A 23,592-nucleotide genomic window follows, 5' to 3' on the forward strand; every position below is an offset into this window, starting at 1 on the left:
CCTGGACGCGGGCGCCCCTCCGGTTACCCTGGCCGCGACCCCGACCGAACCGAAGGAGCCAGCAGCGCCGTGCCCCGCGTCCCGACCGCCCCCGCCCGCCCGGCCGCAGCCGCCGCGGCGCTGCTCTGCGCGGCCGCACTGGCCCTCGCCGGGGCCCCGGCCGCCGCGGCGGCCCCCGACGGCCCCGCCCGGGTGGAGCGGGCCGTGGCCGAGGGCGCCCGCGTCCGCCTGGACAGCGGCGAGGACGTGGCCACCGCGCTCTACAGCCTGCGGATCGACGACGCGGCCTCGGTCGCCGCCTACGGCGCCGCCCTGGACGGGGAGGTGGACCACTCCGCCGCCTACGTCGAGTCCGGCTTCGAGGCGCTGGAGGCGCCCGAGGACGCCGCCGGGCCGGTGGCCTGGGTGGTCGCCCACTCCTACCCCGCCGTCGACTTGGAGGACCTGGACGCGCCGGGCGCCGGGGGCCTGGACGAGGGCCAGGCCATCGCCGCCACCCAGGCGGCGGTCTGGCACTTCACCGACGGCGCCGAGCTGGCCGGGCCCGGCGGCAGCGGCGGCAACGACCCCCGGGTGGAGCGGTTCTACCGGCACCTGGTCGCCGGGGCCGAGCGGGCCTCCGAGGCCCCCGCCGCGCCCACCCTGGCCCTGGAGCCGGGCCGGATCACCGGCGCCGACCCGGCCGCCCCGCTGGGCCCGCTGCGGGTCAGCACCACCGGCACCGGCCCGGTGCGGGTGGAGGTCAACGGGGCGCCCGGCGCCCGGCTGGCCGACGCCGAGGGGGAGACGGTCGCCGAGGTCGCCGACGGCGAGGAGTTCTACCTGCACGTGCCCGCGGACCCGGGCGCCGGGGTGGCCACCGTGCACGCCCGCGCCGGTACCGCCGCGCTGTCCCCGGGCCGCGCCTTCTCCGGGCGGGACGGGGTCGCCACCCTTCCGGTGGTCGCCGCCGAGGAGGCGCTGACGGGGGCCTCGGCCGAGGTGAAGGCGGACTGGGCGGCCCCCTCCGCGGACGGCGGCGCCTCCGGCCCCGGAGCCCCGGCGATGCCCGAGGCATCCCCGCACACCCCCGCCCGCGAGCGGCCGGAGGCCGCGGCGCCCTCCGCCGCACCGTCCGCCTCCCCCTCCCCCGCCGCCCCGGGCGGCGGGGCGGCCCAGGCCGAGGACTCCGGCGGCCTGGCGCTGACCGGGACCTGGCTGGGCGGGCTGCTCGCCATCGGCGGGGGGCTGGCGGCCGCGGGCCTCGCGGCGGTCGTGGCCGCGCGGCTGCTCAAGCGCCGCTAGAGCACCGCCGGAGCGCCACTGGAGCACCATCGGGTGGTTCCGGTCACGTTTCGCGTCTGTCCGTTTTCGGACCAAATACCGTTGCTCACCATTCCTGAGCTGCACGAACAGCACAGAGCGGGCATTGTTACCGAGAATTCCGCGAACACGGTTGGAAGTCCGGAATCGGGTCGCTAGGATCGGGCGGTGCGGAAGTGACGCATTCGCCCCGCGGCCCCGAGACACCCCGCGGTTCAGGCGATCCAGGCGCGCCCGATACGACCCGTTCACGTAACCCCGGGTGCGCGCTTCCCCGGCCGACCCCTTCCGATCTCCTCTTTCGCAGGTCCGGGAGGGCCCGGCGCATCATTCCCCGATACGAGACCCGGGACGCGATTTGATGACTACGGTCCACCCCCACACCGCCCGCCGCGGGCGCCGCTTCGTCTCCGCCACCGCGGTGACCGCCGCGGCCGCCCTGGCCTTCGGGCTCTCCTCGGCCCCGGCCCTGGCCGACGGCGCCACCGGAAAGTACGTCGGCAACGGCCCCGGCGGCATCTCGGTCGAGACCGAGACCCACGGCAGGATCCAGACCAACCTGTTCGAGCTGAAGCTCGACGACGGCGCCAAGCTGCAGACCTACTGCATCGACGCCGAGACCGCGATCCGCAAGGGCGCCGACTACCGCGAGGACGCCTGGGACACCTACCCCGGCAAGGGCGACTTCGCCCAGCCCGGCAAGGTGCACACCGTCCTGCAGTCCTCCTTCCCCACGGTCGGCGTGGACGCCCTGGCCGAGCAGGCCGGCATCGAGGGCCTGACCGCGGAAGAGGCCGTCGCCGGCACCCAGGCCGCCGTCTGGCACTTCAGCAACGGCACCGTGCTGACCGAGGGCGGCAAGCACGGCGCCAACGTCGACGCGCTCTACGCCCACCTGCTGGAGCAGGCCGAGAAGTCCGACACCCCCGAGCCGGAGGCGTCGCTGACCATCACCCCGGAGACCGCCGAGGGCGCCGCCGGGGAGACCATCGGCGAATTCACCGTCGAGACCAGCGCCGACTCGGTGCCGCTGGTCCTGGACGCCCCCGAGGGCTTCCAGCTGGTCGACGTGGAGAGCGGCGAGCCGGTCGAGGCCGCCGCCGACGGCGACACGCTGGGCGTCAAGGTCCCCGAGGGCGCCGAGGACGGCGAGGCCTCCTTCTCCGGCACCATCACCGCCACCGTCGAGGTCGGCCGCCTGTTCCGCGGCGTCGACGGCCAGCCCGCCACCCAGACCCTGATCACCGCCGACAGCTCGGAGACGGAGATCACCGCGAGCGCCTCGGTCTCCTGGGCCTCCGGCGGCGAGACCCCGCCCGGGGACGACGAGGACGAGGAGGAGCAGCCCAGCCCGTCGCCCTCCCCCTCCACGCCTGACGAGGGCGGCCCCGGCGGCGACGAGGGCGACGAGGACCAGGGCGAGGACAAGCCCGCGCCCGACGACGACAAGGACCAGGGCGGCGGCCTGCCGGTCACCGGCGGCGCGCTCTACGGCCTGATCGGCGCGGCCGTGGCCGCGGTCGGCGGCGGCGCCGCGGCGATCTACTTCGGCCGCAGGCGCAAGGCCTCCAGCGAGGTCTGAGGCCGCGCAGGCCACCGGGCCTGAAGCGCACGGAAGGGGCGGAGGGTGTTCCCTCCGCCCCTTCTGCGTGTCCGACCCGTGTGTCCGGCCGGGCGTCCCGCTCAGAGCGCGTACGGGCTGCCGCTGAGGAAGTCGGCCCCGCTGCGGTCGCGGAGCGCGGCCTCCAGCGCGGCGCCCACCCGGTAGGCGCGGTCGTCGGCCATGGCCGGGGCCATCACCTGCAGCCCCACCGGGAGCCCGTCCTCGGGCGCCAGCCCGCAGGGCACCGACAGCGCCGCGTTGCCCGCCAGGTTGGTCGGGATGGTGCACAGGTCGGCCAGGTACATCGCCATCGGGTCGCCGGTCCGCTCGCCCAGCGGGAAGGCCGTGGTCGGCGCCGTCGGCGAGACCAGCACGTCCACGCCCTCGAACGCCGCCTCGAAGTCCCGCTTGATGAGCGTGCGCACCTGCTGCGCCGACCCGTAGTAGGCGTCGTAGTATCCGCTGGACAGCGCGTAGGTGCCCAGGATGATGCGGCGCTTGACCTCCGGCCCGAAGCCCTCGGCCCGGGTCAGCGCCATCACCTCCTCGGCGCCGCGGGTGCCGTCGTCGCCGGTGCGCAGCCCGTAGCGCATGGCGTCGAACCGGGCCAGGTTGGACGAGCACTCGCTGGGCGCGATCAGGTAGTAGGCGGCCAGCGCGGTGTCGAAGCTGGGGCAGGACACCTCGACGACCTTGGCGCCCATCGACTCCAGCAGCTCGACGCTCTCCTGGAACCGGCTGAGCACCCCGGCCTGGTACCCCTCCCCGGACAGCTCCTTGACCACGCCCACGCGCAGCCCGGCCACGTCCGCCCGGCGGGCCGCCTCGGCCACCGGCGGGACCGGGGCGTCGATCGAGGTGGAGTCGCGCGGGTCGTGCCCGGAGAAGGCCTCCTGCAGCAGCGCCGCGTCCAGCACGTTGCGGGCGAAGGGGCCCGGGGTGTCCAGCGAGGAGGCGAAGGCGATCAGCCCGTACCGGGAGGAGCCGCCGTAGGTGGGCTTGGCGCCCACCAGGCCGCACACCGCCGCCGGCTGGCGGGTGGGGGCGCCGGGGNGCCAGCGGCGCCTCGAAGGCGGCCACGGCCGCCGAGGAGCCGCCGGAGGAGCCGCCCGGCACCCGGGAGGTGTCCCACGGGTTGCGGGTGGGGCCGAAGGCCGAGTTCTCCGTGGACGAGCCCATCGCGAACTCGTCCATGTTGGTCTTGCCCAGCACGACCAGGCCCGCCTCGCGCAGCCGCGCGGTGACCGTGGCGTCGTAGGGCGGCCGGTAGCCCTCCAGGATGCGGGAGGCGGCGGTGGTGGGCATGTCCGTGGTGGTGAACACGTCCTTGTGCGCGACCGGTACCCCGGCCAGCGGCCCCAGGTCCTCCCCGGCGGCGCGGCGCTCGTCCACCGCGCGCGCCTGGGCCAGGGTGGTCTCCCGGTCCACGTGCAGGAACGCGTTGACGCCGGGCTCGACCTCCTCGATACGGTCCAGGTAGGCCTCGGCCGCCTGCACCGCCGACACCTGCCCCGAGGCGATCGCCGAGCCCAGCTCGGCGGCGGTCATGCGGATCAGTTCGGCGCCCATCACTCCTCCTCCCCCAGGATCTGCGGGACCCGGAAGCGCTGGTCCTCGACGGCCGGTGCGGCGGCCAGGGCCTGCTCGGGGGTGAGGCCGGGCCGGGCCTCGTCGGGGCGGTGGACGTTGGCCAGCGGCAGGGCGTGCGAACTCGGCGGAATGTCGCCCTCGGCGGCCTGCTGGACCTTGGCCACCGCGGAGATGATCTCATCGAGCTGGGCGGCGAGGTGGTCGAGTTCGTCCTCGTTCAGCGCCAGCCGCGACAACCGGGCGAGGTGCGCGACCTCATCGCGGGTGATGGCGGACATGGATTGCTAACCGTTCTCTTCTTGCAGTCAGGGCGCCTCAATCCTATGGCCGTCGTGGGCGCCCCCGTGCGCGCGCAGCCAGGCGGCCGCCTCGGCGGCCTCCAGCGGCGGGGCGAACAGCCGCCCCTGGGCGGCGTGGCAGCCCATCGCGGCCACCGCCTCGGCCACCCCCTCGGACTCCACGCCCTCGGCCACCGCCCGCATGCCCAACGTGCCCACCAGGTCGATCGCCGAGGCGACGATCACCCGCCCGTCGGCGTCCTCCTCCACCCGGCGCACGAACGAGCCGTCGATCTTGATCTCCTGCACCGGCAGCCCGTTGAGCCGGGCCAGGGTGAAGTAGCCGGTGCCGAAGTCGTCCAGGGACAGCGGCACCCCCAGGTCGGACAGGGCCAGGATGACCGGGGCCACCGCGTCGGCCTCGGCGACCATCACCCGCTCGCCGATCTCCAGGCGCAGCGCCGCGGGCGGCACCCCGTGCCGCCGCAGCCCGGCGGCGACCACGTCGGGCAGGGCCGGGTCGAGCAGCTCGCGGGCGGACAGGTTCACCGACACCGGCAGCTCCACCCCCTCCGCGCGCCACCGCGCCACCTGGGACAGGGTCTGCTCCAGCACCTCGTGGGTGAAGCCGCGCATCAGGTAGGACTGCTCGATCAGCGGCACGAACTCGTGCGGGTCCAGCACCCCGCGGCGCGGGTGGCGCCAGCGCACCAGCGCCTCCACCCCCACCGCCCGCCGGTCCGACAGGTCCACGGTGGGCTGGTAGAACATCTCCAGCTCCTTCTCCACCAGGGCGCGGCGCAGCTCGCCGAAGAGGCTGAGCCGGGCGGTGGAGTTGCGGTCCTTGTGCGGGGCGTACAGCTCCACCCCGGTGCGCTGCTCCTTGGCCACGTACATGGCCACGTCGGCGCGCTGCATGAGCAGCTCGAAGTCGGGGGCGTGGTTGGGGTAGAGCGCGATGCCGACGCTGGCCTCCAGGTCGAAGTCCATCCCGTCCAGGCGCACCGGCTCGGCCAGGGCCACCCGCAGCCGGGCGGCCACCTCGCGGGCCGAGGCCGCGTCGCGCACCTGCGGCAGCAGCACCGCGAACTCGTCCCCGCCGAGCCGGGCCACCAGGTCGCCGGGGCGCACGCTGTGCGTCAGGCGCAGCGCCACGGTCTGCAGCAGCCGGTCCCCCGTGGGGTGCCCCAGGGTGTCGTTGACCTCCTTGAACCGGTCCAGGTCGAGCAGGAGCAGGCCGACCCGGTGGTGGCGCTGGCGGGCCTCGCCCAGCGCCTGCTGGGTGCGCAGGATGAGCAGCTTGCGGTTGGCCAGCCCGGTGAGCTCGTCGTGGTTGGCCTGGTGCTCGCGCTTCACCGACAGGGTGGCGCTGGTGTACAGCGCGGCCAGCGGGAACGCGAACAGCGGCACCAGCCAGATGGAGTTCACCATGGCCGCCACCACCAGCGGGGCCAGGCTGAGCAGCACCGCGTTGACGAACAGCCGCTGGCCGATGTCCTTGCCCAGCACGCTCTGCAGCGGCACCCGCTCGTGCATGGCCACCGCGCACTCCACCAGCACCAGGTTGGTGACGAAGTAGGCGGCCCCGGCCAGCCCCACCAGCAGCAGCTCGGCGCCCTGGGGCACCCACGGGCCGACCGAGGCCGCCGGGTGGAACAGCCGCATGACGGCGTCGGCCACCCCGAAGCTGAGCACGTACTGGGCCAGGTTGAAGGCGGTGCGGTGGGCGGCGTGCCGCCGGGCGATCCCGGCCACCACGGTGGCCACCGCCTGCACCAGGGCCGCGGCGGGCAGCCCGAAGAAGATCAGCAGTGCGAAGGAGAACGGCAGCGAGGTGGGGGCGCCGCTGGTGGCCGGGGCGTTCGGGGTGGCGATGGGCCGCAGCTCGCCGATGACGACCATGCACAGCACGACCCAGACCAGCGGCTGGTCGGCCAGGGCCACCAGGCCGCCGGGACCGGTCCACACCAGGGACCCGCCGAGGAGGCCGCACCCGGCCACCGTGGTGCCGGCCAGGTACAGCCAGAGCGGCGTGCCGACCCGCGGGCCCACGTCACGGGTGTTGTTCGGGTCCTTCATAGCGTCCTCGGGGAGTCGGGATCCGCGGCGGAGCGGAGGTCTCACCCCTTCCGGCCACCCCCTCTCGTACCTTCCAGGCACAGCTTACGACGCTTCATCACCTGCTGTCGCCGCACAAGGACTTTAGGTGAGCCTTGGAGGTTTGCGCCCGAATCCGCGGGGATGGCCCGCCGTGTCCCCCGCCGCACCGGCCCGACCTGCGCCGACACCCGGACGGCGCCCCGCCGCCTCAGCCGCCGTCCGCCTCCTCGGCGACCTGCGCGACCTTCCTGGCCTCATCCGGCCCGGCGGCGAGCAGCACCCCGAACCCCTCCTCGTCGAGGACCGGAACCCCCAGCTTCAGGGCCTTGTCGTACTTGCTCCCGGGGCTCTCCCCGGCCACCAGGAAGTCGGTCTTCTTGGAGACCGAGCCGGTCACCCGGCCCCCGGCCTCGGCGGCGGCCTCCTTGGCGCCGTCCCGGGTGTAGCCCTCCAGCGACCCGGTCACCACCAGGGTCACGCCGTCCAGCGGCCGCGGCCCCGACCCGGCGCCCTCGTCCTCCATGCGCACCCCGGCCTCGCGCCACTTGCGCACGATCTCGCGGTGCCACTCCTCGCCGAACCACTCGCGGATGGAGGCGGCGATGGTGGGGCCGATCCCGTCCACCGAGGCCAGCTCCTCCTCGGTCGCGGCCTCGATGGCCTCCAGCGACCGGAAGTGGCGCGCCAGGTCCTCGGCGGCGCGCGGCCCCACGTGCCGGATGGACAGCGCCACCAGCACCCGCCACAGCGGCCGCTCCTTGGCCGCCTCCAGCTCCTCGAAGAGCTTCTCCACGGTCTTCTTGGGCTCGCCGTCCTGGTTGGCGAAGAACGTCACCACCTTGCGCTCGCCCGTCGCGGGGTCGAGCTTGGGCTCGGTGGTGTCGGGGTCGAGCACCAGGGTGCGGATGGGCAGCAGCCGCTCCACCGACAGCCCGAACAGGTCGCCCTCGTCCTTGAGCGGCGGCTCGGCCGGCTCCAGCGGCTGGGTGAGGGCGGTGGCCGCCACGTACCCCAGCGTCTCGATGTCCAGCGCCTTGCGCCCGGCGATGTAGAAGAGCCGCTCGCGGAGCTGCCCCGGGCAGGAGCGGGCGTTGGGGCAGCGCAGGTCGACGTCGCCCTCCTTCTGCTGCCCGAGCGGGGTGCCGCACTCGGGGCAGGTCTCGGGCATGGAGAAGGGCCGCTCGGAGCCGTCCCGCGCCTCGGTGACCGGGCCGAGGATCTCCGGGATGACGCCCCCGGCCTTGCGCAGCCGCACGGTGTCGCCGATGAGCACGCCCTTGCGCTCGACCTCCTGGGCGTTGTGCAGCGTGGCGAACTCCACCTCGGACCCGGCCACCCGCACCGGCTCCATCACGCCGTAGGGGGTGACCCGGCCGGTGCGCCCCACGTTCACCCGGATGTCCACCAGCCGGGTGGTGACCTCCTCGGGCGGGTACTTGTAGGCGATGGCCCAGCGCGGCGCCCTGCTGGTGGAGCCCAGGCGCCGCTGCAGCGCCACGTCGTCGACCTTGACCACCACGCCGTCGATCTCGTAGGCGGGGTCGTGCCGGTGGTCGCCGTAGTGGGCGACGTATCCGGCCACCGCGTCCAGGTCGGGCAGCACCCGGTAGCGGTCGCTGACCGGCAGGCCCCAGTCCCGCAGCATGTCGTACACGTGCGACTGGCGGGCGAAGTCCACCCCGCGGTGCTCCCCCACCCCGTGGCAGATCATGGTCAGCGGCCGGGTGGCGGTGACCCGCGGGTCCTTCTGCCGCAGCGACCCGGCGGCGGCGTTGCGCGGGTTGGCGAACTCGGCCCTGCCGTCGGCCGCCAGGCGCCGGTTCAGCGCCTCGAACTCGGCCACCGGCAGGAAGACCTCGCCGCGCACCTCCAGCAGCTCGGGGGCCGGGCGCACGCTCTCGTCCAGGCGCTCGGGGACGGCGGCGATGGTGCGGGCGTTGAGGGTGATGTCCTCGCCCACCCGGCCGTCGCCGCGGGTGGCGGCGGGGGTCAGCCGCCCGTTCTCGTAGACCAGGTCGATGGCCAGGCCGTCGATCTTCAGCTCGCACAGGTAGGCGTCGACCGGAGCCTCGCCCTCCACCCGCGCGGCCCAGGCCGCCAGCTCCTCGGCGTTGAAGGCGTTGTCCAGGCTCTCCATCCGCCGCAGGTGCTCCACCGGCGCGAACAGGTTGCTGATCGGCGCGCCGACCTTCTGCGTCGGCGAGTCCTGCGTGACCAGCTGGGGGTAGCGGTCCTCGATCGAGCGCAGCTCGCCCATCAGCCCGTCGTACTCGGCGTCGGAGATGACGGGCGTCTTCATGTAGTACCGGTAGCTGTGGTCGTCGATCTCCTGCGACAGCTCGGCATGGCGCTCGCGCACCTCATCGGGGACGGAATCGACTGCGGTCGACCTCTCCGCGCTCACCCAGGGCGTCCTTTCCTCATCCAGCGCCGTGTCACCGCCGCGGCTCGTCGCGCAGCACCCGCGCGGCCGCCCGGCAGACGGCCAGTGCCTCGCGGGCGCCGTCCGGGGACGCGCCCGCCAGTCCGCACGCGGGGGCGCACACCACCGCGTCGGCGAGCGCCTCCGGACCGAGCCCGATGCGGTTCCACAGCTCCCGTACAGGATCGACGGTACTGCCCAGGTCGGACAGTCCCTCCCCGCGACGCGGGCCCGTGCCCGGAACCACACCCATAATGAGACCGACACCGTCCTCCAGGGCCGTACCCAGGGCCTCGTCGTCCTCGCGGCCGAGCAGCGCGGCGTCCAGCGCCAGGGCGCGGAAACCGCACCGGTGGAACAGGGAGACCGGCGCGCCCGGGGCGCAGCAGTGCACCGCCGGGACCGCTCCGGCACCGGCGACGGCGGCGCTCAGCGCGCGCAGCCGCTCCTCCACCCGCACCCGGTCGGGTGCGGGGATGCGGCGCAGCCCGCTGGCGGTGGGCACCTGCCCGGCCGCGACGGCGGGCAGCCCCGGCTCGTCGACCTGCACCACCAGGTGGGCCCCGGGCAGGCGCCCGGCCACCTCGGCGATGTGCGCGCGCAGCCCCTCCTCCAGGGAGGCGGCCAGGTCGGCCACGGCGCCGGGGTCGCTCAGCATCCGCTCGCCGCCGCGCAGCTCCACGGAGGCCGCCAGCGTCCAGGGCCCGGCGACCTGGAGCTTGAACGCGCCCTGGAAGGCGGCGCCGTGCCGCTGCACCGCGTCCAGGTCCCAGGACAGGAAGCTGCGGGCGCGCGCCAGGTCCCGGCCGGGGGCGCGGGCCACCCGCCACCCGGTCGGCTGCACCTCCAGCGGCAGGTCGACCAGCAGGGCGGCGGCGCGGCCGACGGTGTCGGCCCCGGCGCCGCGGGCGGGCAGCTCGGGCAGGTGCGGAAGGTCGGGCAGCTCGCCGAAGACGGTGCGCGCGGCCTCGTCGGGGTCGGTCCAGGGGTAGGACCCCATGCCGGTGGCGCTCGCGGCGGGCCAGGGATAGCGTCGGGGCTCAGTCACGTCCGACAAGGGTAGGCGAACCCTCGTCGGAAGCGGTGCCCTCGGCCGCCCGAGCGGCGCGGCGCCGCCGGTACACCAGCACCCCGGCCACCGCGGCGGCGGCCGCCNGGGCGAATGGGTGAAGGCGTTCCACCAGGCGGCGATGACCGCCATCCCGCCCAGGCTGTACAGCGCGGCCCACAGGGCGCACCCGGGCAGCATCGCGGCCAGGTAGCGCGCGAAGTGCATCCGCATCGCCCCGGCCACCAGGTGCACGGCGGTCTGCACGCCCACGGTCAGGTAGACGGCGGTGACCACGGGCGGGCCGAACCGGTTGATCAGCCGCTCGGCGCGGTCCAGGCGCGTCCCCAGCCGCTCGCCGAGCCGGGACCGGTGCACCCCGGCGCCCAGCCCCCGCCCGATCCAGTAGGTGGCCATGGTGCGGGCGAAGACGATCGCGAACAGCGCCGAGTAGACGATCCAGAAGGGACGCCCCTCCAGGAACCCGTACTCCATGCGCCCTCCCGGTGCCCGCGCCGCCCGGACCTCCCGGACGGCATTGTTAAGGCTAACCTAACCGGAAGTGGCCATGGAAGGGGCCGCCTCGGTGGCCCCGATCGTCGCCGAGCCGAGCACCGCCGGGCCGTCGTAGAACACCGCGGTCTGGCCCGGCGCCACCCCCGCGGCCGGCTCGTCCAGCTCGATCCGCAGGCCCGCGCCCTCGGAGCGCACCGTGCAGCCGTAGACCTCGCCGTGCGCGCGCAGCTGCACGGTGCAGGCCAGGTCCCCCTCGTCCGCGGTCAGGACGGCGCGGCCGCTCCACACCGGGCGGTCGCCGCGGATCGCCGCGACCCGCAGCGAGGAGCGCGGCCCCACCGTCACCGTGTTCTCCACCGGCTCGATGGACAGCACGTAGCGGCGCTCCGGGGCCCCGCCCAGGTCCAGCCCCTTGCGCTGGCCCACGGTGAAGGCGTGCGCGCCCCCGTGCTCGCCCACCACGTTCCCGGCCTCGTCCTTGATCGGGCCCGGGGCGCCGCCCAGGCGGTCCTTGAGGAACCCGGCGGTGTCGCCGTCGGCGATGAAGCAGATGTCGTGGCTGTCCGGCTTGTCGGCCACCGCCAGCCCGCGCCGCGCCGCCTCGGCCCGCACCTCGTCCTTGGCGACATCGCCCAGCGGGAACATCGCGTGCCCGAGCTGCTCGCGGGTGAGCACCCCCAGCACGTAGGACTGGTCCTTGCCCTGGTCCACGCTGCGCACCAGGCGGCCGTCCACCTTGCGCACGTGGTGGCCGGTGCACACCGCGTCGAAGCCCAGCGCCACCGCCCGGTCCAGCACCGCCTCGAACTTGATCTTCTCGTTGCAGCGCAGGCACGGGTTGGGCGTGCGCCCGGCGGCGTACTCGGCGACGAAGTCCTGGACCACGTCCCGGTCGAACTCCTCGGCCATGTCCCACACGTAGAACGGGATGCCGATCACGTCCGCCGCCCGCCGGGCGTCGCGGGAGTCCTCCACCGTGCAGCACCCCCGCGCCCCCGTCCGGTAGGACTGCGGGTTCTTCGAGAGCGCCAGGTGGACGCCGGTGACATCGTGGCCCGCCTCGGCGGCACGGGCCGCGGCCACGGCCGAGTCGACGCCGCCGGACATGGCGGCCAGTACACGCAGAGTCATAGCCCCTCCAGGGTATGCGCCCCCGGGGCGGGCCCAGGACACCTCCCGCTTCTGCGAAAATCGGACCATGGCTCTGTTCCGTCGCCGCCGCTCCCCCGCGTCCGAGTCCGCCGTCACCATCGACGCCTTCTGGGCCGCCTGGCCCGAGCTGCGCCCCGCGCTGGCGTCGGCCGTCGACGCCGGAGAACCCGTGCCCGAGGAGGCGGCGGCGCGGCTGACCGAGCTGGTGCACCGCATCCACCCCGCCCTGGGGTGGGACGTGGGACGCGCCCCCGAGCCCGCCGAGCCGGGCCCGGCGGACCTGGACGCCCCGCTCGACGCCGACCCCGACGACCTGCTGCGGCGGCTGACCGAACAGGACGCGGCGGCCGGAGGCCCGGCCCCCGACTACGCCCTCACCCTGCGCCCCGGCCCCGACGACGAGGCGCGGGTGCTCTCCGAGCGCTGGTCGCGCGCGGCCCCCGAGGAGCCGGAGTGGGCGTTCCGCCCCGCCGTCCCCGCCGACCACCGGGCGCTCGCCGGGGGCCTGGACTGGAACGGCCACGAGCTGGACCTGTCGCACGCCACCGTGGAGCTGCGGGTGGACCAGCGCCGCGGCCGCGTCGACGCCGGGGTCTACCACCCCGACTTCATGTTCCTCTCCGAGGAGGACCGGGCCGGGGTCGCCGAGCACGTGGTGCTGCTCGCCGTGGGCGAGGACGACCGGGTGCGCGCCGTGGGCGAGGTCCGGCCGCTGGTGGAGAAGCCGCTGGACCCGCTGCCGCCCACCGCCGTGCCCTCGGTCGTCGAGCAGATCACCGGCGGCTCGGGCGGATCCTGGGTGTCCTTCCGGGCGCGGGTGCCGCTGCGCGGCGTGATCGAGGTCCAGGCCCGCCACCCCCTGCGCCGCCGCGACTTCCCCGCCTTCACCCTGCTGGCCCGCGTCGAGCTGGCCTACACCGACTCCGACGACGAGCGCCAGCCCACCGCCGAGGCCGCCGCCGAGATGGACGCCTTCTCCCAGCGGCTGCAGCGGGTGGCCGGCGGCGACGGCGCGCTTTTCGGCCAGGAGACCTCCGCCGGGAAGCGGCGGCTCTACCTGTACCTGGACCCCGAGGCCGGGGTGATGGGCCCGCTGGAGGAGGCCGCGCGGCAGTGGCCGCACGGCGCATCGGTCGGCAGCAGCATGGACCCGGACTGGCGGTTCATCGGCGCGCTCACCCAGCCCATCCGGCGCCAGCGCTAGATCATCGATGGGAGATCTCCGAACCTGCCGCGGACACGGCGAGGGGCGCCCGCGGTCGGTGCGTGCGAGCCGGGTGCGCCAGAGGACCGCGGCGTCGGGCGGGTGGTCCGCACGCCGAAGGGCCGGCTGGGGCCGGAGTGTGCCCGAGGGGCCGCGCGCTCTGCGCCGCGGTCCGACGCCGGGCTGATCGGTGTCCCGGTCAAACGGTTACCGGCGGTCGTCGACCACTGATCGGGGCACACGTCTCCCATCAACGATCCAGCAGCACCGGGGGTCAGCGCCGCCGGGTGCCGCGCGCGGCGCGGGCCCGCTCCACCGCGGGGCCGATCGCCGCGCCCAGCGCCTCCACGTCCGCCGCCGTCGACCCGCGCCCCAGGCTGAAGCGGAGCGAGCCCAGCGCGGTGTCGGTGTCGGCGCCCATCGCCAGCAGCACGTGCGAGGGCCGGGCCACCCCGGCCGTGCACGCCGACCCGGTCGAGCAGGCGATGCCCTGGGCGTCCAGCAGCATCAGCAGCGCGTCGCCCTCGCAGCCGGGGAAGGAGAAGTGGGCGTTGCCCGGCAGGCGGTCCTCCGGGTCGCCGTTGAGCACCGCGTCCGGCACGGCCTTGTGCACGGTGCGCACCAGCTCCTCGCGCAGCCGCGCCAGATGCCCGGCGTGCTCGGCGCGCTCGGCCGCGGCCAGCCGCGCCGCCTCGGCGAACCCGCGCAGCAGCGGCGCCGCCAGGGTGCCCGAGCGCACGTCCCGCTCCTGGCCCCCGCCGTGCAGCACCGGCTCCGGGTCCACCCCGCGCGCCAGCACCAGCGCGCCCGCGCCCACCGGCCCGCCGATCTTGTGCGCCGAGGCGGTCAGCGCCGCCAGGCCCGCGTGCGCGGAGAAGTCCACATCGAGCGCGCCGACCGCCTGGACGGCGTCGGTGTGCATCGGCACCCCGAACTCGGCGGCCGCCTCGGCCAGCTCGGCCACCGGCTGCACCGTGCCGACCTCGTTGTTGGCCCACATCACCGAGACCAGCGCCACACCGCCGGGGTCGCGCGCGATCGCCGCGCGCAGGTCCTCCGGGCGCACCGCGCCGCGCCCGTCCACCGGCAGCTCCTCGACCACGGCGCCCTGGCGCCCGCCCAGCCAGTGCGCCGGGTCCAGCACCGCGTGGTGCTCGACCGCGCTCACCAGCACCCGGCGCCGCCGCGGGTCGGCCGCCGACCGGGCCCAGTACAGGCCCTTGACCGCGAGGTTGTCGGCCTCGGTGCCGCCCGCGGTGAACACCACCTCGTTCGGGGAGGCCCCCAGGGCACCGGCGATGTCCTCGCGGGCCTCCTCCACCACCCGGCGGGCGGCCCGCCCGGCCCCGTGCAGTGCGGAGGCGTTCCCCAGGCGCCCGAACTCCTCGGTCATCGCGGCGAGGGCCTCGGGGCGCACGGCCGTCGTCGCGGCGTGATCCAGATACACCATGGCGCCCCCAAGGATACGGCGGTCCGGAAGGGGTGAAACGCCCGGAGGGGTGCCGGACGGGTACCCGGGTGACAGAGGACGGCCGCCCGAAGGAGGGGGACGCCGCGCCCCGCACTCCACGGGACGGCACGGGGCGGCCGCAGGGGCCGGTCGAGCGCTTCGAGGCGCTCTACGACGCCTGCTACGCCGACGTCCTGCGCTACCTGCTGCGCCCGCCTGGACGACACCGACGCCGCCGACCCGGTGGCCGGGGTGTTCACCGCGGTGTGGGCGCGGATCGCCGACGTCCCCGCCGGGGACGGCGTCCGCCCCCGGGTGTTCGGCGTGGCCCGCCGGGTGCTCGCCGACCACCGGCGCGGGCGCACCCGGCGCGGCGCGCTGGCCGCCCGGCTCCGGGCGCACCTGCGCGACGCCCGCGCGGTCCGCCCCGAGTGGAGGACGGCGGGCCGGCCGACGTGGGCCGGGTGTTCCACGCCCTGCCCGACCGGGACCGGGAGGTGCCGACCCTGGCCGGGTGGGAGGGGCTGGACGCGGGCGGGGCCGGCCGGGGACGTGCCCGGCGACCGGTACGCCGTCGACGTGGTGATCGACGGCCCCGAGCCCGTGTACCCGACGGTCGCTCCGGGCGCCCCGGGCGAGGGCGGCCCCGTCCCCCGGCGATGATCCCCTCGCCTAGGACGGCATGAGGCGGGCCCCGGGCGCATCGCCCGGGGCCCGCCTCGCGGTGCGGGAGAACGCCCTACTTGCGCTTGCCGATCTCCTCGGTCAGCTGCGGGGCGACGGTGTGCAGGTCGCCCACCACGCCGAAGTCGGCGATCTCGAAGATCGGGGCCTCGGGGTCCTTGTTGACCGCCACGATGTTCTTCGAGGTCTGCATGCCGGCCCGGTGCTGGATCGCGCCCGAGATGCCCAGCGCGATGTACAGGTTCGGGCTGACCGTCTTGCCGGTCTGGCCGACCTGGAACTGGTTGGGGTACCAGCCCGCGTCGACCGCGGCGCGGGAGGCGCCCACGGCCGCGCCCAGCGAGTCGGCCAGCTTCTCGACCACGGTGAAGTCGTCCGAGCCGACGCCCCGGCCGCCGGAGACCACGATCGCGGCCTCGGTCAGCTCCGGGCGCTCGCCCTGCTCCTGGGCCACGCGCTCGACCACGCGGGCGCCCTTGGCGGCCTCGGGGACCTCCACCTCCACGGCCTGCACAGCGGCCTCGCCCGCCTGCGGCTCGGCCGGGACCGAGTTGGGCCGCACGGCCACCACGGCGGCGCCGGAGCGCACCTTGGCCTTGGTGACCATGGCCCCGCCGAAGATGCTGTGGTCGGTGACCAGGTCGGCCGAGACGTCGACGACGTCGGTGAGCACGCCCGAGCCCAGCTTGACCGCGGTGCGCCCGGCGACCTCCTTGTTCTGGGCCGTGGCCGAGACCAGCACCGCCGCCGCGCCCGTGTCCCGGGCCAGCTTCGCCAGCAGCTCGGCGGTGGGCGCCACGACGTAGTCGTTCAGCTCCGCCGGGGCGGTGTAGACCTTCTGCGCGCCGTACTCGGCCAGCTTGGCCGTGCCCGAGTCGGACGCCTCGCCGACCCACACGGCCGACGGCTCGCCGATCCGCCGCGCGGCGGTCAGCAGCTCGGTGGTGACCTTCTTGACCTCACCGTCGACGTGGTCGACGAGGACGAGGACCTCAGCCATTGGTAAAACCCCTCTTTCGTCTCCGCCGGACCTAAACGAACTTCTTCTCGGCGAGGAAGTCGGCCGCCTTGGCGCCGCCGTCGCCCTCGTCCTTGACGATCGTTCCGGCGGCCCGCGGCGGGGCGGGGCTGGCCTCGACGGTCTCGGTGGCCGCGGCGGCCGTGCCGACCCTGTCGGCCTCGATGCCGGCGTCGGCGATGCCGAGCTTGGCCACCGGCTTCTTCTTGGCCTGCATGATCAGCTTGAAGGACGGGTAGCGCGGCTCGTTGATCTTCTCCACGACCGAGACCACGGCGGGCAGCTGCGCCTCGACGACGTCGTAGCCGTAGTCGGTCTGGCGCTGGATCTTCACCGCGGTGCCGTCCACGTCGACCTTGCCCGCCAGGGTGAGCTGGGGCAGGCCCAGGTACTCGGCCAGGGCGGCGCCGACCACGCCGGTGCGCGCGTCGGTGGACTCCGAGCCCAGGACGACCAGGTCGAACTCCAGGGTGCCCAGCGCCTTGGACAGCGCGTAGGCGGTCTGCAGGGCGTCCGAGCCGTGCAGCGCGTCGTCGACGAGGTGCACCGCCTTGTCGGCGCCCATGGACAGCGCCTTGCGGATGGAGTCGGTCGCCTGGTCCGGACCCATGGTCAGGACGGTGACCTCGCCCCCGTGCTTCTCGCGGAGGAGGAGGGCCTCCTCGATCGCGTACTCGTCGAGCTCGTTGATGACCCCGTCCGACGCGGCGCGGTCCAGCGTGAAGTCGTCGGACGTCAGTTTCCGCTCGGTCGCCGTGTCCGGGACCTGCTTGACCAAAACGACAATATTCATGGCCGGTGGCCGACCTCCCTGCACTCCGATGCGTCGCCCTCCGGCGGCGCGGACGCGGGCGCGTCCGTGGTCCCTAAGGGTGCCAAATGCGCTGGTCGCATCCGGCGCCGGGGGCGCGTTCCGGTCCCGCGCCCCGCACTTCGTCGTCTCCGACACCCCCGATGTTACTGACTAGTAGCCAGGACGGCGAACGCGGGTGTGCGCTCAGAGCGAACAGGGGCCCACCGCAGCCTCAGCCGCCGAACGGCTGGGAGGGCGACCAGCCCGTCCACACCGGGGCCGAGGTGAACCCGAAGGAGAGCACCAGCAGCGCGAACAGCACGGTGAACACGATCACGCCCCAGTAGACGTAGACGTTGCGGAAGCCCGCCTTGTCCACCAGCTCCATCGCCTGGCGCCGGGCGCCCCTGCCGTTGGGGCCCACCATGGTGCCCAGCACCATGAAGAACACCGCGTAGGAGCCCACGTTGTTGGCGGTGTTGGTATCGGTGACCAGCCCGATGATGATGCCCAGCACGACGCCGACGACCAGGTAGAGCAGCCCGAGGCCCACGTTGACCCCCAGCGACCGGATCAGCGCCACCGGCATGCTCAGCGCCACCACCATGGTGTCGGAGCTGCGCGGGCCGCGGGTCTGCAGCCGCCGGGCGTGGTCGGACTTGACCTTGTCCAGCGCGCCCAGGACGCTCACCGCCAGCAGCCCGACCACCAGGCCGATGGTGGGCACCACCAGCGCCAGCCCGGCGGTCAGCGCCGCCACCGGCAGCAGGTAGAGCCTGGGCAGGTGCCAGCGCTCGTCGTCGTAGGAGTCGCCGTCGTGGCCGCCGAAGTAGTCCGACCACCGGTCGGTTCGGCTGCGGCGGCCGCCCCCCTNCGCGGGAGGTGGTGTAGCCCTCCTCGACGCCCTCGCCGCCGAACATCGCGGTCTGGTCGGGGGAGCCGCCGCGCCCCTGCTCCTGGCCGACCGGGGTCAGGATGTCGCGGAAGTCCTCAGGGCGCAGCGTGGAGTTGAAGTACTGGGTGTGCGGCCCCTGCGCGGCGCCGTCCGCCTCATCGTCGTCGGCGTAGTAGGTGCGCACCTGCGGTTCGGGCTCGGACTCGGCCGGGACCGCCTGCGTGTGCTGCGTCCGCTGAGGCTGCGCCTGCTGCGTGGAGGAGGGGTCGTACGCCTGCGTCCGGGGAGCCTCGGGCGCCTCGGGTGCCTCGGGCTCGGCGTACAGAGCCTGCTCCTGCTGCTGCGGGGGCCGCTCCTGCATCGGCGCGTGCACGGTGTGGCTGCCGGTCGTCCCGGACGCCGCATAGGCCGCCATGTCGTCGCTGAGCGGCAGGTCCAGGTTGAGCCGGGCGGTCTCGGCCACGAGCTGGGCCGCGGTGGGGCGGGCCGCCATGTCCCGGGAGACCGCCGCGTTCACCAGCGGGCGCAGCTGGTCGGGCATCCCGTCCAGGCTGATCTCCCCGTTGAGGATGCGGAAGAAGATGACCTCGAACGAGCCGGCGCCGTAGGGCGCGGTGCCGGTGGAGGCGAAGGCCACGGTGGCGCCCCAGGCGTGCACGTCGGTCGCCGGGCCCAGCGCCGTGCCCTCGATGACCTCCGGCGACAGGTAGCTCGGGGTGCCCACGAAGGTGCCGGTCTGGGTGAGCTTGGCGCCGTCCACCGCGTGGGCGATGCCGAAGTCGATGACGATGGGCTCGCCGTTGGAGATGATGACGTTGCCCGGCTTGAGGTCGCGGTGGATGACCTCGGCGGCGTGGATGTCGTCGATGGCCCGTGCCAGGCCGCCGACGAAGCGGGTCAGGGCGCGCCCGCGCAGCGGGCCGTGGTTCTCCACGGTGGCGTCCAGGGTCGGCCCCGGGATGTACTCGGTGACCACCCACGGCAGCTCGGCCTCGGTGTCGGCGTCGATGACCTCGGCGACGTTGCGGCTGCGCACCCGCCGCATGGTCTCCACCTCGCGGGCCAGCCGGGCGCGGGCGATCGCGTCCCCGGCCACCTCCGAGCGCAGCACCTTGATCGCCACGAAGCGGTCCTGCCGGGGGTCGTGCCCCTGGTACACCACGCCCATGCCGCCCTGGCCGATGCGCCGCCGAATGGTGTAAGGGCCGACGCGTTCCGGCAGCTCCTCGCCCTCGGGGAAACCTGCCGTCATAGCCATTGCCTGCTCATCCCCTCAAACCCCGCATACCACCACACCAGCTTAGTCGTCGGCCGGGGGCCGTCCGCGGCCGACGGCCGCCGGGCCCCGAAGTTCGGGCAACCCCACGAGTATGACGGAAATCCGGGGCGCCCGGTTCCTCAGCCCGCGGCCGCGACCCCCAGCCCGTCGACGACCTGGGCCCCCGGCAGCCGCGCCAGGGCGGCGCCGGGCACGATGAGCTTGGCCGACCGCACCCCGGCGCCGATCACCGCGCGGGGGCACTCGGCGGCGGCCGCATCGACCAGGACCGGCCAGTCCGGCGGCAGTCCCACGGGGGTGATGCCGCCGAAGGCCATGCCGGTCGCCTCCACCGCGTCCTCCTGGCGGGCGAAGGAGGCCTTGCGCGCCCCCAGCAGGCGGCGCACCGCCCCGTTGACGTCGGCCCGCGTGGTGGCGAGCACGACGCAGGCGGCCATACGCACCTCGCCCGCCCGCCTGCCCGCCACGATCACGCAGTTGGCCGAGGCCTCCGGCGGGACGCCGTAGCGCTCGCAGCACGCCGCCGTGTCGGCCAGGTCCGGGTCGATGGGCGCCACCAGCGGCGCCTCCTCGCCCTCGGCCCCCTTCCACCCCTCCAGGGCGGCGGCGACGGGCGGGGCGAGCAGATCGGCCCGCTCGCGGGCGGGCACGGCGTCGAACCCCCACACCTGCATCGGCTCACTCCTCTCAGCGGCCGGTGAACTCGGCCTTGCCGGGGCCCTGCTCCACGAAGCTGCGCATCCCGGCCTTCTGGTCGTCGGTGCCGAACAGCCCGGAGAACCGGCCGCGCTCGATCTCCAGGCCGGTGTCCAGGTCGGTCTCCAGGCCCCGGTCGATCGCCTCCTTGGCGGCGCTCAGCGCCACCGCCGGACCGCCCGCGTACCGGGCCGCCATCTCCACCGCGGTGGAGTACACCCGGTCGGCCGGGACCACCCGGTCGACCAGGCCGATCCGCTCGGCCTCGGCGGCGTCCACGTGCCGACCGGTGAAGATGAGGTCCTTGGCCCGGGCCGGGCCGATGAGGCGCGGCAGGCGCTGGGTGCCCCCGGCGCCCGGGATGATGCCCAGCTGGATCTCGGGCTGGCCCAGCTTGGCGTCCTCGGCCGCGACCCGGAAGTCGGCGCACAGCGCCAGCTCGCACCCGCCGCCCAGGGCGTAGCCGGTGATCGCGGCGACCACGGGCTTAGGCACCCGCGCCACGGCCGTGAAGCAGTCCTGGAGGGTGCGCGCGTGGGCGCTCATGTCGGCGAACGACATGTCGGCCATCTCCTTGACGTCCGCCCCGGCGGCGAAGACCCGCTCGCCGCCGTAGACGACCCCCGCCGCCACCGAGGCGTCGGCGGCGACCTCCTCGGCGGCCGCCCCGATCTCCCGCTGCACCTGCGCGTTGAGCGCGTTCATCTTGGGGCGGTCCAGCCGGACCACCGCCACCGCCGGGTGGGTCGGGTCCTTCTCCACGCGCACGAACTCCGGCACGACTCTCGCCTCCTGTACCCGCTGTTGCCCGCTGCCTGTCACCCAGGTGTCTACCACGCGCTCACGCGAACAGCGGGCGCCAGGCCCCCAGCCACAGGGAGAGGCCGTAGGCGGCGGCCAGCACGGCGGCCGTGGCCGCCAGCAGCGCCGTGTCGGCCCCCGTCCACACGCTGTACCGCGCACGGGTGCGCGGCCCGGTGCCGAACCCGCGCGCGTCCATCGCCGCCGCCAGCTGCGTCCCGGTCCGCACCGCCCGCACCAGCAGCGCGAACACCTTCCCCGCGAACAGGCGCACCGCCGCGGCCGGGCGGCCGCCCGCCTCCAGCCCGCGCGCGCGGCGGGCCAGGGTGAGGGTGCGCCACTGCTCGGCCAGCAGCGGCACCAGGCGCAGCGCGGCCAGCACCCCCAGGGCCGGGCGCTCGGGCACCCGGAGCCGCTGCACCAGCGCGTCGGCGGTCTCGGTGGGGTCGCTGGTGAGCACCGCCAGCACGCAGGGCAGGGCGATGGCCGCCAGCCGCACCCCCAGGCCGAGTGCGGCCATCGGACCGGCGTCGCCGTAGAGCAGGTTGACCACCGCCACCGACCCCGCCGCCAGCAGCAGCGGCGGGGACAGCANAACAGCACCAGCGCCGCCCGCGCCGGGAGCCCGGCGAACGGCAGCAGCACGACGACGGCCGCCAGCACCACGCCGGGGGTGACCGGGTCCACCACCGGCGCCAGCGCGAGGGCGACCAGCAGGGCGGCCGCCAGCTTGGCCGCCGGGTTGCGGCGTTTCAGCACGGGTCCCCCCGCTCCCCCGCCGCCAGCCGCAGCTCGGTGTCGGCGAACCCGTCGAGCAGCCGCTCGTCGTGGGTGGCCGCGACCACGGCCCGGCCCTCGGTGCGCAGCCCGTGCAGCAGGTCGGCCAGCTCCGCCCAGGTCACCGCGTCCTGCCCGAAGGTCGGCTCGTCCAGCAGCAGCACGTCGGGGGCGTGCCCGGGGCCCGCGCTCAGCGCGGTGGCCACCGACAGGCGGCGCTTCTCCCCGCCGGACAGGGTGAAGGGGTGGGCGTCGGCCAGGCCCTCCAGGCGCAGCCGCCCCATCAGCTCGGCGGCCCGGTCCCCCGCCCCCCGCGCACCCAGCCCGGCGCGCAGCGGGGCGAACTCCAGCTCGTCGCGGACCGAGCCGGTGACGAACTGGTCCTCGGCGTGCTGGAAGACGGTGCCCACGCGCCCGGCCAGCCGCCGGGCGGGCCAGCGCCCCAGGTCGCGCCGGTCGGCCCCGGCCAGCGCCCCCGAGGGGCGGACCCGGCCGCCGTCCGGGCGGGCCAGTCCGCCCAGCAGCCCCAGCAGGGTCGACTTGCCCGCGCCGTTGGGCCCCGTCAGCGCCGTGACCGCGGCGGCGGGCACATCGGCCTCCACCCCGTCCAGCACGGCGCGGCGGCCGCGCGCGGGCACGCCGGGGCCGCGCGGCTCCAGCGCACGCACGGCGCGGGCCTCGATCAGCGCCTCCCCTGGGCGGCCGTGGCCGCGCGGGGCCTCGGGCTCGCGCCCCGGGACCCACACCCCCCGCGCCGCCAGGTCGGCGCCGCGGGCGGCGAACACCCGCTCCGGCGGGCCGTCGGCGGCCACGCCGCCGCCCGGCTCCAGCACCACCACCCGGTCGACCAGGCCGACCGCCTCGGCCACCCGGTGCTCGACCAGCACCAGGGTGGCGCCGCTGCGCGCGGCCAGGTCGGCCACGACCCCGCGGACCAGCGCGGCACCGGCCGGGTCGAGGTTGGCGGTGGGCTCGTCGAGCAGCAGCAGCCGCGGCCGCATCGCCAGCGCCCCGGCGATCGCCAGGCGCTGCTGCTCGCCGCCGGACAGCGCGGCGGTGGGGCGGCCGGTGCCGTAGGGGAAGCCCACGTCCTCCAGCGCGGCGCGCACCCGCGGGCCGATCTCCTCGGGCGGCACGCCCAGGTTCTCCGGCCCGAAGGCCACGTCGTCCCCGGCGCGCGCCATCACCAGCTGTGCGTGCGGGTCCTGGCCCACCAGCGCCACGCCCCCGCGCCCGCGCCGGGCCGGGGCGCCGTCCAGCAGCAGCTCCCCCTCGGACTCGCCGGTGACCGCGGCGTCCGGCCCGGTCAGACCGGCCAGGGCGTGCAGCAGGGTGGACTTGCCCGCCCCGGACGGGCCGAGCAGCAGCACCCGCTCCCCCGGTTCGACCGCCAGGTCCACCCCGCGCAGCGACCAGGCCCGGCGCCCGGCGTAGCGCCACCCCCAGCCGGTGAGCTCCACGCGGGCGCCCTGGAGGTCCTCCGCGCTCATCCGCGCGCCGACGGGAACGGCGACAGCGCCCCGGCGCGGGCCAGCGCGGTGGTGAGCGCGCGGCTTCCGGCGCCGCCGATCGCGGCGGCGCTGACCACCACGATCACCCCGTAGGCCAGCATGAAGTGCGGCGGCCAGGTCGGGTAGTACAGGGTCAGGTCCATGGCCACCGGCGCCAGCCCGGCCACCGCACCGGCGGCCACGGACACGCCCATGCCCCAGCGGCGGTACCGGGTGGCGGCGAACACCAGCTCGGGCAGCAGCCCTTGGAGCAGCCCGGCGACCAGCACCATCAGGCCCCAGGAGGTGCCCAGCAGGGCCGAGACGGCCGCGGCGGCCACCGAGGTCAGCACGCCCGCTCCCGCCTTGCGGACGACCAGCATCCCCAGCACGCCCGGCACCAGCCACATGCCGTAGATCACGGCCTGGGCGGGCGGGAAGAACAGGAACAGCGGCTGGGGCGCCGACCAGAGCATTCCCCAGACCCAGAACAC

At 75.4% G+C, this 23,592-nt stretch carries 17 protein-coding genes and 4 pseudogenes; 4 read left to right on the plus strand and 17 right to left on the minus strand.

From position 1 onward, the window contains the following. Positions 1 to 69 precede the first annotated feature (69 nt). A complete protein-coding gene (locus tag D476_RS0119810; protein WP_017625668.1) occupies positions 70 to 1,284 on the plus strand; it encodes a thioester domain-containing protein in 1,215 nt (404 codons plus the stop codon). 379 nt (positions 1,285 to 1,663) lie between these two features. Next, the gene (locus D476_RS0119815; protein WP_017625669.1) at positions 1,664 to 2,884 is read left to right on the plus strand and encodes a Cys-Gln thioester bond-forming surface protein; all 1,221 of its coding nucleotides are present in this window, start codon (positions 1,664 to 1,666) and stop codon (positions 2,882 to 2,884) included. A 101-nt stretch (positions 2,885 to 2,985) separates the two neighbouring features. On the opposite strand, the pseudogene gatA reads toward D476_RS0119815, so the two are convergent. The 7 genes and pseudogenes from gatA to mnmA all read right to left on the minus strand — a co-directional run bounded on the left by gatA (position 2,986) and on the right by mnmA (position 11,990). Continuing rightward, positions 2,986 to 4,474 (minus strand): annotated as a pseudogene (gene gatA, locus D476_RS33910) (Asp-tRNA(Asn)/Glu-tRNA(Gln) amidotransferase subunit GatA). After that, positions 4,474 to 4,773, minus strand: a complete 300-nt coding sequence (gatC, locus tag D476_RS0119825; protein ID WP_017625672.1) for an Asp-tRNA(Asn)/Glu-tRNA(Gln) amidotransferase subunit GatC — start codon at positions 4,771 to 4,773, stop codon at positions 4,474 to 4,476. Before gatC ends, gatA begins: the two are co-directional and overlap by 1 nt. A 27-nt stretch (positions 4,774 to 4,800) precedes the next feature. After that, positions 4,801 to 6,852, minus strand: a complete 2,052-nt coding sequence (locus tag D476_RS0119830) for a putative bifunctional diguanylate cyclase/phosphodiesterase (protein WP_017625673.1) — start codon at positions 6,850 to 6,852, stop codon at positions 4,801 to 4,803. Between the two features lie 229 nt (positions 6,853 to 7,081). Continuing rightward, entirely contained in the window at positions 7,082 to 9,277 is a 2,196-nt protein-coding gene (gene ligA, locus D476_RS0119835) for an NAD-dependent DNA ligase LigA (RefSeq protein ID WP_017625674.1), read from the minus strand. A gap of 31 nt (positions 9,278 to 9,308) precedes the next feature. After that, complete coding sequence (locus D476_RS0119840; protein ID WP_026123675.1) at positions 9,309 to 10,343, minus strand: uroporphyrinogen decarboxylase/cobalamine-independent methonine synthase family protein; 1,035 nt, start codon at positions 10,341 to 10,343, stop codon at positions 9,309 to 9,311. Between the two features lie 213 nt (positions 10,344 to 10,556). After that, positions 10,557 to 10,838, minus strand: a pseudogene (locus tag D476_RS39200) (DedA family protein); the annotation flags it as partial. Between the two features lie 57 nt (positions 10,839 to 10,895). After that, entirely contained in the window at positions 10,896 to 11,990 is a 1,095-nt protein-coding gene (gene mnmA / locus D476_RS0119845) for a tRNA 2-thiouridine(34) synthase MnmA (protein ID WP_017625676.1), read from the minus strand. Between the two features lie 67 nt (positions 11,991 to 12,057). On the opposite strand from mnmA, the gene D476_RS0119850 reads away from it, so the two are divergent. Continuing rightward, positions 12,058 to 13,215, plus strand: coding sequence for a hypothetical protein (locus D476_RS0119850; RefSeq protein ID WP_017625677.1), 1,158 nt, complete (start codon positions 12,058 to 12,060; stop codon positions 13,213 to 13,215). A gap of 274 nt (positions 13,216 to 13,489) precedes the next feature. Here the strand turns inward: D476_RS0119850 and D476_RS0119855 are convergent, their stop codons facing one another. After that, positions 13,490 to 14,665: a cysteine desulfurase family protein gene (locus tag D476_RS0119855; protein WP_017625678.1), complete on the minus strand. Its 1,176-nt coding sequence runs from the start codon at positions 14,663 to 14,665 to the stop codon at positions 13,490 to 13,492. A 252-nt stretch (positions 14,666 to 14,917) separates the two neighbouring features. Here D476_RS0119855 and D476_RS33915 point away from each other — a divergent pair, with 252 nt between their 5' ends. Then, on the plus strand, positions 14,918 to 15,328 hold the full coding sequence (locus D476_RS33915; RefSeq protein ID WP_152529397.1) for a hypothetical protein: 411 nt from the start codon (positions 14,918 to 14,920) through the stop codon (positions 15,326 to 15,328). A 76-nt stretch (positions 15,329 to 15,404) separates the two neighbouring features. Here the strand turns inward: D476_RS33915 and D476_RS0119865 are convergent, their stop codons facing one another. The 9 genes and pseudogenes from D476_RS0119865 to D476_RS0119915 form a co-directional block, all read right to left on the minus strand. Next, on the minus strand, positions 15,405 to 16,349 hold the full coding sequence (locus D476_RS0119865) for an electron transfer flavoprotein subunit alpha/FixB family protein (RefSeq protein WP_017625679.1): 945 nt from the start codon (positions 16,347 to 16,349) through the stop codon (positions 15,405 to 15,407). Positions 16,350 to 16,380: 31 nt separating this feature from the next. Continuing rightward, positions 16,381 to 17,160 (minus strand): electron transfer flavoprotein subunit beta/FixA family protein, encoded by a 780-nt coding sequence (locus D476_RS0119870; RefSeq protein ID WP_040726705.1) that lies wholly within the window; start codon positions 17,158 to 17,160, stop codon positions 16,381 to 16,383. A 232-nt stretch (positions 17,161 to 17,392) separates the two neighbouring features. Beyond that, a complete protein-coding gene (locus D476_RS39205; RefSeq protein ID WP_017625681.1) occupies positions 17,393 to 17,920 on the minus strand; it encodes a hypothetical protein in 528 nt (175 codons plus the stop codon). Positions 17,921 to 18,572: 652 nt separating this feature from the next. Further along, positions 18,573 to 19,313: pseudogene (locus tag D476_RS39210) on the minus strand (serine/threonine-protein kinase); the annotation flags it as partial. Positions 19,314 to 19,453: 140 nt separating this feature from the next. Continuing rightward, complete coding sequence (locus D476_RS0119895) at positions 19,454 to 20,008, minus strand: YbaK/EbsC family protein (RefSeq protein WP_017625685.1); 555 nt, start codon at positions 20,006 to 20,008, stop codon at positions 19,454 to 19,456. Between the two features lie 13 nt (positions 20,009 to 20,021). Beyond that, a complete protein-coding gene (locus tag D476_RS0119900) occupies positions 20,022 to 20,810 on the minus strand; it encodes an enoyl-CoA hydratase-related protein (protein WP_017625686.1) in 789 nt (262 codons plus the stop codon). Between the two features lie 61 nt (positions 20,811 to 20,871). Then, positions 20,872 to 21,590: pseudogene (locus D476_RS33920) on the minus strand (energy-coupling factor transporter transmembrane component T). Next, on the minus strand, positions 21,584 to 23,098 hold the full coding sequence (locus D476_RS0119910; RefSeq protein WP_017625688.1) for an ABC transporter ATP-binding protein: 1,515 nt from the start codon (positions 23,096 to 23,098) through the stop codon (positions 21,584 to 21,586). Before D476_RS0119910 ends, D476_RS33920 begins: the two are co-directional and overlap by 7 nt. Further along, positions 23,095 to 23,592: ECF transporter S component (locus tag D476_RS0119915; RefSeq protein ID WP_017625689.1), on the minus strand; the 498-nt coding region annotated here is incomplete at its 5' end. The genes D476_RS0119910 and D476_RS0119915, both read right to left, overlap by 4 nt.

This window comes from Nocardiopsis chromatogenes YIM 90109, assembly GCF_000341185.1.
In the GTDB taxonomy this organism is placed as follows: Bacteria; Actinomycetota; Actinomycetes; order Streptosporangiales; family Streptosporangiaceae; genus Nocardiopsis_A; species Nocardiopsis_A chromatogenes.